We start from the raw sequence: 10,097 nt of genomic DNA, 5'->3' as shown, positions 1-10,097 counted from the left end.
TTACATTATCTTGTTTTAAAATGACCTCTACTTTTAACTTTCCTCTGCCAATTTTTTTTATATCCTCAACTTCTGCGATAAATGTTCCTGTTTCTCCGTCTTTGACTTTTAGGATTTTCTTTATTCTTCTATCTTCATATCTGTTTGGAAGGTTAAAAAGAGCATCTCTTACATTGCTAACTTGGATTTTTTTAAAGGCTTTCTTTTCTGTAGCTAACAAAGATTGAAGTTTTTCAATGCTTAACTTTGTAAGCTGGACTAAATCAAACTTAGCTTCTTCTTGTTTTGGTGTAGTTTGTTTTTCATACTTTGATTTTACTTCTTCTAAAAAGTTTAAGACTATTTTTAAAAATTCTCTTTTTTTGTTGACGTTTATGCTATCAATGGATTTTAAGTCTTCTTTTAGTCCGGGGGTAAGAATATCGCCTACGTTTTCAAGTATAGCTTGGGATATTTTTACTCTTTCTAAAAGTTTATCGTTGTAAGATAAAACTGTTCTAATAATTTCAAGTGTTTTGTTGATTTTTTCCATAATCTGCTATAAATTGCTTTAGCTCCTCTACAAATTGATTTGGGTCATGTCCGTAGTTAATGGCTGCAATCTGTAATCTTTCATGTGGTTTGCAAGCACAGACGTTACAGTACATATTTTTAGATTCAAAAAATCTTCTTGTAAATGGATACTTTCTTAACACTTGTTCTACAGTTGTATTTAAATCTATTTCTTTCATTATTCAATCCTCCGTTTTTGTCAGTAGAACTACAACATAACAAGATGCTGCTTCTTGCCTGCCTATGCTGTCTAATTTTTCATTAGTTTTAGCTTTTATAAAAATTCTGTCTTCGCTTATTCCAAGAATTCTGGCAGTGTTTTGTATAATTTGTCTTCTGTAAGGTAAAAGCTTAGGTTTTTCTATTATTATAACGCCATCTATGTTTGAGATTTTATATTTTTTATCATCTACTATTTTTTTAGCATAATAGAGAAAATATTCACTTGGTTTGTTTTTATATTCTGGATTTGAATCCGGGAACAGCTCTCCAATATCTGCGTATCCTATAGCTCCAAGAAGTGCATCAGTTAAAGCATGATAGAAGATATCGCCATCAGAATGAGCTAAAAAACCTTTTTCAGATGGTATTTCTACACCGCCTATGATTAACTTTTTACCACTTTCTAATTTATGAATATCGTATCCAATACCTACCCTTACTTCCAATTTAACTTCTCTCTCAAAATATCAAAGTAGTTTTTATGTGGAGTTCTTACGATATGGGCATAATATGGAGACTGTTTTACAACAATCTCATCGCCGTAGAAAATTTGAGTACCTTCTTGTCCATCTAAGGTTAGCCATGCATCTTTTTCTTTAGATACCATTTTAATGGTGATTGGCTCTAAGGTTGGCAAAATTATAGGTCTGTCTGTTAGAGTATGGGGACAGATAGGAACTAAAACAAATACTTCCATCATTGGATATACAATCGGACCACCTGCCGACAAAGCGTATGCGGTAGAACCGTTTGGTGTTGACACGATAATTCCATCTCCGTTGTAGGTAGTTATATATCTATCTCCAACATAAACTGAAACGTCAACAATTCTTGCAAGAATTGCTTTATTGACAACCACATCATTCAATACATCAGCTTCTAATATTTTATTTCCTTCTCTTAAAAGATTTACTCTTAACATCATACGCTTTGATATACAAAGCGGCTTGGACAGGATGGTTTCAAGCTCTTCAAATGCATCATCTTCATTAATCTCTGTTAAAAATCCAAGCCTTCCAAGATTGACTCCAATTATAGGAATTTGAAATTTTGCAACTCTTCTCGCAGTTATCAATAAAGAACCATCTCCACCAACAACAACTAATAAATCCGTGCCTTTTAAGTTTTCTTCTTTTTCAAGGTCTGATAAGTTTTCAAAAATATTGCTTTGTATATTTTTACTTTCAAGCCATGTTTTTAATTCTTTTGAAAATTTTTTAGCTTCTTCCGATTGCTTTGTAAATATATCAACTTTTTTATAAAACGGTAAGATTGCCATATCTCTCCTTGATTTAACGTTGTAGTAATTCTACTAATCTATTACTGCTTATACTTTTTTTACATGCTTAAAATCATCTTTAAAGAAATATTTTAACAAAAAATGGTTTTGAAAGAGATTGTATGGATTAAGGATAATTTTATCTACTATCTAAAAGAGCTTGAATTTAGGTATAACTTTAGGGATGATACTGATGATAGTTTATATAAATGTTTAGGTGGAACTGATTAAAGAATTACAAATAATTAAATTAGAAAGAAAAATAGCGAAAATGATAGAATAAGGTCAGCAAGAAGCTTAGTTTGAAAGCTCTAAAATACTGCTAAACAAAAGTAAAGGAGAAAAAAATGGATTCTATCGGAAAATGTTTTGAAAATTTAGAAAAAAAGAACATAAAAAAAGCCATAGAATATGGAAAGATAGCAATCAGAGAATATCCAGATGATTTTGAGCCACATCTATGCTTAGCAATTGCATACCGTGAAACAGGTGAATTAGACCTTGCATACAAGCATCTATTAACAGCGGAGGAGCTAGCGGATAACAAAGAAGACCTAATGTTTATCTGCGATCAAATCGGACAAATCTTAAGCGAAATTGATCAGTTTGATGATGCAATTTTCTACTATAAAAGAGCATATAATTTAGCAAAAGAATTAAATCAATTGGAAGAAAACACACATATCCTAAGCAACCTAGCAGACGCACATATCAAGAAAGGAGAAGTAGAAAAAGCTAAAGAATATCTTGAAATAGCTTTAGAAATTGAAAAAAAAGAAGAAAACTTGGCTAATATTTATAGCAGTGCAGGTGTTATATACAGTAGCTTAGGAAACCACCAAAAAGCTATCGAATATTTAGAAAAAGCTATGGAAATAAATAAAAAATATGACAACAAGAAAGCTATAATTGCAAACAAAATAAACATTGGTTCAGTCTATACAGAAGCAGGAGAATACGAAAAAGCAGAAAAATATATAACAGAGGGAACAGAAGATGCTAAAAAGATAGGAGACAGATATTGGCAAGCTATCGGATACTGGTCGCTTGGTAAACTGTATAAAAAAAATGGAAACAAGAAAAAAGCAGAAGAATATTTAAGACGTGCTTTCAAACTATTCAAAATAATCGGTGCAACCAAAGATGCGGAGCTTATAATTCTAGATATGCTTGAACTGTTAAAAAACACAAACACTTAAAAAGCTTTCGATAAAACAATATCATCTAATTCTCAACATTCCAAAATTTTTACAAGTTTACCTTTTTTTGTTATTGTAATGGTTTTAGTCCAAAGGGTCTCCTCTTTTAAATTTTAAAAATAAGAAAAAATGAGATTCTTCGCTAATGCTTAGAATGACAACATTGATTTTTGGAACACTCTCTCTAAGAGAAATTGAATTTAGGTATAACTTTTGGTTTAATATTCGACAGCAAGTATATATGAACGTAAAAGCAAAATAAAAAACGAATTATTTAAGTTAAGTTTAGTACATTAGAGGGAGTTATAAATCAAGTCAGAAAAATCCAAAAAAGTGGTTATTAATAAATAGAAAATATCTCAAAGGAGGAATGTAAAATGAAAAAAACTTTGTTTCTTGTGTCTGTGTCAGCGTTCCTAAGCTTTGCTATTTCCTGTAGCAAATCGGATAATACCGGTCAAGAGAAGGGGAATGTTGGTCGTGGTATGTGCTATATTGATGATATGACCTCGGATAAAGATATTGAAAAATGCGAGGATGGGTCAACCGTATTATTTTTATCTGTAAGAGGTGGAGCAGACCTGACTCCACTTATAGGAGCATATGCGTTCTGTGATCTTGAAAAGGCGGTTGTTTACACAGGTAGAGGTGTTGTCTGTAAACTTGATAAAGCAAAAATGGAAAGAGCTAAAGAGGTGTTTAACAAGATTAAAGAACGAGGCAGATAAACTTGGAATATTAAAACATAGAAGGCATAAGAGTAGTAAATTCAGGATAGAAGATGATAAAAGGGGGTGAGGTAAATCTCAGTGAGAAAATTTGTAGAAAAGAGTTAAGAAAGATAAACAAAAATAATTAACAACAGGAGGTATTAGTTATGAAAAAAGTTTTAGGTTCATTGGCTTTGTTTGGTATTTTAGCAACCGGTGGGATGGTTTATGCTGATGATTATGAAGATTGTATGACATTTTGGAATTGGGGGAGAGTATAAAGAAGCTATAAAAGCCGGTAAATTAGCCATTAAAAAACATCCTAAGGATTTAGGTGGATACGAATGTTTGGCGGGAGTTTATCGTAAAACTGGAAAGCTTGACCTTGCTTATGAAACCATGAAAAAGGCAGAGAAAATAGCACACAGTAAACAAGATTTGATGAATGTTTATAGAGAAATTGCAGGTATATTAAGAGATATGGGCAAGTTGGATGATGCGCTTACATATTACAATAAGACTTTAAACTTGGCAAGAGATTTAAAAGATTCGCTTACACAGGTTTTTATGCTAAGAGACATTGCTGATGTATATGTTCGTAAAGGAGAATTAGATAAAGCTTTGAATTATTACAATGAGGCTTTAAATTTAGAAACATTTGAAATCGGTAAAGCAGTTATTTGCTCTAATATTGCTGATATATACGATAAAAAGGGTGATCATCAAAAATCTATTGAATACCGTCAAAAAGCTATTGGCTACATTCAGCAAGCTGCAAAGGAAGGATATCTTGATGAAGTTTATGAAAAGATATATATCGGAGGTATTTATCAAGGAATGAAGGATTATAAGACTGCAGAGAAATATTTTTTAGAAGCACTTAATCGTGCTAAAAAGAATGAAGACAAAGAAGGAGAAGCAAATGCTTATATAGCCCTTGGGGATTTATATAAAGATATGGGAGATAAAAAAAGAGCTAAAGAATATTACCAACGTGCATATAAAGCTTTTAAAGCTCTTGAAAGTTTAGAAACAGGAAATAATAGACGTATCCAAATATCAAACGAAGCTGATGAGGTTTTAAAGAAAATAAAAGAATTAGATAAATCAAAATAACCATCTCGCCCTGCCGCTGGCAGGGGTTTTTTCTCAATCATAATCAAAAACCTTTTTAAAGTGTTTGCATGGCCTTTACCATTTACTTTTAAAATCTAAAATCTAAATCTTGAAAAACTATCAGACAAGAATAATTTAAGAATTCACTATGTTATAATTTAAAATTGAGACTTTAAAATCAAACGGGGTATTACTTGCTTTCAGAGATTAGAATTAAAAAATTCCTTTATTTAAAAGATATTGAGATTTCCCTTTCCGATAGACTAAATGTTTTTACCGGTGAAACGGGCGTTGGTAAATCTCTAATCATTGATGCTATATCGTTTGTTCTTGGAGAGAGAGGAAGCTTTGAAAAGAATGATTATGTTGAGCTGATGTTTGAAGCTGACAATCAGTATGCAGAAGATGGAATTTTGATTCTTGCACGGCAGGTAAAAAATGGGAAAAATATATATTATCTAAACGGAAGAAAGGTTGTTAAATCTATCATTGATGAGATTTCTCAAAACCTTATAGAGATTCACGGACAGCATGCAAGCCAAAAGCTTTTTGATGCAGACTATCAAAGAGAAATATTTGATAAATTTGCAAAAGTAGAAGATAAACTTGAAGAGTTTCAAAAGTTATATTCAGAGTATATAAAAGTCAAAAAAGAGTATGAAGATATTTTGTCAAAACAGGCAGAAAATCAAAGAAAGATTGATTTTTTAACATTTCAGATAAACGAGCTTTCATCTGCAAACATAAAGCCCGGAGAAAAACACAAGCTCGAAGAGGAATATAAATATTTATCAAATATAGCACTTATAAAAGAAGTTGTAGAGCTTTCTAAAAGTGTTTTATCAGTTCAAGATAACAGCGTTTTATCAAATTTAAGCTTAGTGATAAAAAACATCTCTAAAATTTCTGATTTAAGCGAGAATTTAAACAAAGTTTTACAAAATCTTGAAGAAGCCAAAACTTTAATTGAAGATGCTTTTTATAAGCTTGAAGATACAGATTTCTATGCAGATGATTATAAGCTTAGAGAGATTGAAGAAAGATTAAATCTTATCAATAACTTAGAGAGAAAGTATCATGTTGAAGCTGATGAGATGCCAAACTTGCTGGATAGTTTAAACGATGAGCTTTCAACTCTTATAAACTTGGAAGACAAACTGCCTGAGCTTGAAGAGAGGTTAAAAACATTAGAAAATAAGATTAATCAGTTAGCAGATGAAATTTCAAGCATTAGAAAAAGCAAAGTAAGTGAGTTTGAAGACTTGGTGGTTGAAGGTTTAAAGGATTTGGCGTTTAAAACACCTATTTTTAAAGTTAAGATAGAAGAAAAGCCAATAGACAAGTACGGAAAAGACAAGATAACTTTTTATTTTTCTGCAAACTTAGGATTTGAGCCAAGACCGCTCTCAGAAGTTGCATCGGGCGGTGAAATTTCAAGAATCTCTTTAATATTAAAACTAATATCAAAAAAATCTGTTAAAACCTTAATCTTTGATGAGATAGACACAGGAATTGGCGGAAAAACAGCTATAGAGATGGCTAAAAAATTAAAAGAGCTGTCAAAAGATTTTCAGGTTATTTTAATCACTCACCTTCCACAGATTGCAGTAGTTGGAGATAGACATTTTTACATCAGCAAAGAAATTGAAGACGGTAAAACCGTTGCAAAGGTAAGTCTTCTTGAAGAAGACAGAAGTCATGAAATAGCAAGAATGCTTACAGGAATGATTGATGAAAATTCTTTAAGTTTAGCAAAACAGCTTTTAAAAGAAGGAGAGAAATGGACAAGATAGTAATTCATGGTGCAAGACAACATAACTTAAAAAATATAGATTTGGAACTTCCAAAGAATAAATTAATAGTTATCACCGGACCATCCGGCTCCGGGAAATCTTCATTGGCTTTTGATACGATTTATGCAGAAGGTCAAAGAAGATATGTAGAAAGCCTGTCAGCTTATGCAAGACAGTTTCTTGGAGTAATGGAAAAACCCGATGTAGACAGTATAGAAGGACTTTCTCCTGCGATAGCAATAGACCAAAAAACCACATCTAAAAATCCACGTTCAACAGTTGGAACAATAACAGAAATTTATGATTATTTAAGACTCTTATTTGCAAGGGTAGGAAAACCACACTGTCCGGAATGTGGAGTTGAAATCTCATCCCAATCTGCACAAGAAATATCAGAAAGTATAATGTCTTTGCCGGAGGGAACAAAAATACAGATAATCGCACCAATCATTAGGGGACAAAAAGGAGAGCATAAAGACACTTTAGAAAAGTTAAAAAGGCTTGGATATCCAAGATTAAGAATAGATGGGGAAGTGTATCTTACAGAAGAAGTTCCAAAGCTTGATAAAAACAAAAAACATACGATTGAAGTTGTAATAGATAGAGTTGTTATAAAAGAAGGTTCAAGAACGAGAGTTAATGACTCTGTGGAGCAGGCTTTAAAGCTTTCTGATGGGCTTGTAGTTGTAAATCTTGTAGATGAAGGTAAAGATATTATTTACAGTGAAAAGTTTGCATGTCCTATTCATAACTTCTCCATTCCTGAGCTTTCGCCAAGACTTTTTTCTTTTAACAGTCCTTATGGAGCGTGTCCAACCTGTAAAGGTCTTGGAGTTATTCATAAAATTGATGAAAATCTTTTAATAGATGAAGAAAGAGTAGCCACTGAAGCTTTTAGAATAGCCGAGAACATCTCTTTTAAATACATAAAAGCAATGGTTAGTGATTATTTAACTTTTAATAGAATTCCAAGGCTTAAAAAATTCAAAGAACTACCACAGCATGTAAAGGAAGAGATTCTTTATGGTAATGGATATTTTGAAGGTGTAATTCCACATCTTGAAAGAAAATTCTTAGAAACAGATAACGAAAAATACAGAGAAGAAATAGGAAAATATATTAAAGAAATTCAATGTCCGGAGTGTAAAGGTGCAAGGTTAAGAAAAGAAGCATTAACTGTACTTGTCAACGGCAAGAATATTTACGATGTTGTAAAAATGGATATAGCCAAAGCTTTTGAGTTTTTCCAAGAGTACGAGAGCGCACCAAAAACAGAAAAAGAAAAATTAATCTCAGAAAAGATTGTAAAAGAGATAAAAGAAAGATTAAAGTTTTTATTAGATGTTGGACTTGATTATCTAACCCTTGACAGGACGGCTACAACTTTAAGCGGTGGAGAATCTCAAAGAATTAGACTTGCTACTCAAATAGGCTCTAAATTGTCAGGCGTTTTATACGTTCTTGATGAGCCATCCATAGGACTTCATCCAAGAGATACAGAAAAACTAATCAATACATTAAAAGAACTTAGAGACCTTGGAAACACTGTCATAGTAGTAGAGCATGACCCGGAGACTATTGAAGAGGCAGATTACATTGTTGATATTGGACCGGGTAGCGGTGTATACGGTGGCTATATTACAGCAGTTGGAACTATTGAAGAGATAAAAAATAACCCAAATTCATTAACAGGTAAATACTTAAGCGGAAAGCTAAAAATTCCACTACCGGCAAAAAGAAGACCACCAGATGATAATAAATTCTTAATCATTCATGGTGCAAAAGAGCATAATCTAAAAAAGATAGATGTAAAAATTCCACTTGGATTGTTTGTAGCTATTACAGGAGTATCAGGAAGTGGAAAATCAACGCTGATATACGATATCTTATGGCAAGCAGCGAAAAATAGATTTTATGGGTCAAATGAATACGTAGGCAAGCATGAAAAAATAGAAGGATGGGAGCATATAGACAAAGTTATAAACGTAGACCAATCACCCATAGGAAGAACGCCAAGGTCAAACCCGGCAACTTACACAAAAGTTTTTGACTTAATAAGAGAGCTTTACGCATCTACTCCTGAGGCAAAAATAAGAGGATACGACCCAGGAAGGTTTTCTTTTAACGTAAAAGGGGGAAGATGTGAAGCATGCCAAGGTGAAGGTGTAGTTAAAATTGAGATGCACTTTCTACCGGATATATACGTAACCTGTGAAGTCTGCGGCGGAAAAAGATACAACAAAGAAACTTTATCAGTTTTATACAAAGGAAAAAGTATTGCAGATGTTCTTGATATGACGGTTGCAGAAGCTTTGGAATTTTTTGAAAATATTCCATCTATCAGAAACAAATTAAAACTTTTGCATGATGTAGGTCTTGATTATATAAAACTTGGACAACCGGCAACCACGTTGAGCGGAGGAGAAGCTCAAAGAATAAAACTTTCAAGAGAACTGTCAAAGAGGGATACAGGGAAAACTCTTTACCTGTTAGATGAGCCAACAACAGGTTTACATTCTCATGATGTAGCAAAGCTAATACAAGTTTTAAATAAGCTTGTAGAAAAGGGTAACACTGTTGTTGTGATAGAGCATAATCTTGATGTTATAAAGTGTGCAGATTGGATTATAGACCTTGGACCGGAGGGCGGCGATAGAGGTGGCTATATTGTAGCAGAAGGAACGCCGGACATGGTTGCAAACAATGGAAAATCTTATACAGGAAAGTTTTTGAAAAAGTATTTAAAGTAAAAGGTTAGACATTGGTAGATTACTGAGAGTGCTGTAAAAATTTTTGTAAATTTGTCTTTCCTTGTCATCCTGAGGACGAAGTCAAAAGGATCCCTTTTATAATTTTTTGCCCTGAAAAGAAAAATAGGAGATTCTTCGCTTCACTCAGGATGACAGTGTGGATTTTTAGAACACGCTCACTTAATTTATCTAAATCTGTCCTTCCTCACCTTCTATTGCGTGAAATCAACCAAGCCAATCCTTTAAATATCTGATATATTAAAGCAATAAATGGATTCATTGCAATTAGCATAAACTCATACTTTGTGTCTGTTTGAAATGGGTTTTGTTGTTGTGGCTGCTGATATTGTTGCTGATAGTATTGTTGCTGTGGCTGGAAGGTTGTCTGATTATTTCTTACTTCCTTATCTTCCTTAATGTTAAGCTCTCTTCTTATCTCTTCTTTTTCTGCTTCCACGTCTTGAAGAATTATCTTT

At 32.8% G+C, this 10,097-nt stretch carries 10 protein-coding genes and 1 pseudogene; 6 read left to right on the top strand and 5 right to left on the bottom strand.

The annotated features are described in order from the left end of the window. The 4 genes and pseudogenes from SULYE_RS02920 to SULYE_RS02905 all read right to left on the bottom strand — a co-directional run. Positions 1-532 (bottom strand): annotated as a pseudogene (locus SULYE_RS02920) (ATP-dependent DNA helicase RecG); the annotation flags it as partial. Further along, positions 507-731, bottom strand: a complete 225-nt coding sequence (locus SULYE_RS02915) for a hypothetical protein (protein WP_007546339.1) — start codon at positions 729-731, stop codon at positions 507-509. The pseudogene SULYE_RS02920 and the gene SULYE_RS02915, both read right to left, overlap by 26 nt. 3 nt (positions 732-734) lie before the next feature. Next, positions 735-1,220 carry a 2-C-methyl-D-erythritol 2,4-cyclodiphosphate synthase gene (gene ispF / locus SULYE_RS02910; RefSeq protein ID WP_007546337.1) on the bottom strand — a complete coding sequence of 162 codons (486 nt, stop codon included), beginning with the start codon at positions 1,218-1,220 and terminating at the stop codon, positions 735-737. Continuing rightward, positions 1,211-2,053, bottom strand: coding sequence for an NAD(+)/NADH kinase (locus SULYE_RS02905; protein WP_007546335.1), 843 nt, complete (start codon positions 2,051-2,053; stop codon positions 1,211-1,213). The genes ispF and SULYE_RS02905 overlap by 10 nt, the downstream gene beginning before the upstream one ends. A gap of 102 nt (positions 2,054-2,155) precedes the next feature. On the opposite strand from SULYE_RS02905, the gene SULYE_RS08645 reads away from it, so the two are divergent. The 6 genes from SULYE_RS08645 to uvrA all read left to right on the top strand — a co-directional run bounded on the left by SULYE_RS08645 (position 2,156) and on the right by uvrA (position 9,621). Then, complete coding sequence (locus SULYE_RS08645) at positions 2,156-2,284, top strand: hypothetical protein (RefSeq protein WP_007546333.1); 129 nt, start codon at positions 2,156-2,158, stop codon at positions 2,282-2,284. Between the two features lie 116 nt (positions 2,285-2,400). Next, complete coding sequence (locus SULYE_RS02900; protein WP_007546331.1) at positions 2,401-3,252, top strand: tetratricopeptide repeat protein; 852 nt, start codon at positions 2,401-2,403, stop codon at positions 3,250-3,252. 377 nt (positions 3,253-3,629) lie between these two features. Beyond that, positions 3,630-3,980 (top strand): hypothetical protein, encoded by a 351-nt coding sequence (locus SULYE_RS02895; RefSeq protein WP_007546329.1) that lies wholly within the window; start codon positions 3,630-3,632, stop codon positions 3,978-3,980. Positions 3,981-4,310: 330 nt separating this feature from the next. Beyond that, positions 4,311-5,078 carry a tetratricopeptide repeat protein gene (locus tag SULYE_RS02890; RefSeq protein WP_007546326.1) on the top strand — a complete coding sequence of 256 codons (768 nt, stop codon included), beginning with the start codon at positions 4,311-4,313 and terminating at the stop codon, positions 5,076-5,078. Positions 5,079-5,272: 194 nt separating this feature from the next. Then, entirely contained in the window at positions 5,273-6,871 is a 1,599-nt protein-coding gene (recN, locus tag SULYE_RS02885; RefSeq protein ID WP_007546325.1) for a DNA repair protein RecN, read from the top strand. Continuing rightward, positions 6,859-9,621, top strand: a complete 2,763-nt coding sequence (gene uvrA / locus SULYE_RS02880) for an excinuclease ABC subunit UvrA (protein ID WP_007546324.1) — start codon at positions 6,859-6,861, stop codon at positions 9,619-9,621. The genes recN and uvrA overlap by 13 nt, the downstream gene beginning before the upstream one ends. Before the next feature lie 205 nt (positions 9,622-9,826). On the opposite strand, the gene SULYE_RS08330 is transcribed toward uvrA, so the two are convergent. After that, the coding region (locus tag SULYE_RS08330; RefSeq protein WP_007546323.1) for a hypothetical protein at positions 9,827-10,097 on the bottom strand (271 nt) is incomplete at its 5' end.

It is taken from the genome of Sulfurihydrogenibium yellowstonense SS-5 (assembly GCF_000173615.1).
Classification (GTDB): domain Bacteria; phylum Aquificota; class Aquificia; order Aquificales; family Hydrogenothermaceae; genus Sulfurihydrogenibium; species Sulfurihydrogenibium yellowstonense.
The sequence above is the reverse complement of the archived record's forward strand: the minus strand, read 5'-3'. Positions and strand labels throughout refer to the sequence as shown.

What these genes read in the sequence shown, in the direction of transcription:
- SULYE_RS02915 (WP_007546339.1), bottom strand. Translation starts at nt 731, where the DNA reads ATGAAAGAAATAGATTTAAATACAACTGTAGAACAAGTGTTAAGAAAG.
- SULYE_RS02905 (WP_007546335.1), bottom strand. Translation starts at nt 2,053, where the DNA reads ATGGCAATCTTACCGTTTTATAAAAAAGTTGATATATTTACAAAGCAA.
- SULYE_RS08645 (WP_007546333.1), top strand. Translation starts at nt 2,156, where the DNA reads ATGGTTTTGAAAGAGATTGTATGGATTAAGGATAATTTTATCTACTAT.
- SULYE_RS02900 (WP_007546331.1), top strand. Translation starts at nt 2,401, where the DNA reads ATGGATTCTATCGGAAAATGTTTTGAAAATTTAGAAAAAAAGAACATA.
- SULYE_RS02895 (WP_007546329.1), top strand. Translation starts at nt 3,630, where the DNA reads ATGAAAAAAACTTTGTTTCTTGTGTCTGTGTCAGCGTTCCTAAGCTTT.
- uvrA (WP_007546324.1), top strand. Translation starts at nt 6,859, where the DNA reads ATGGACAAGATAGTAATTCATGGTGCAAGACAACATAACTTAAAAAAT.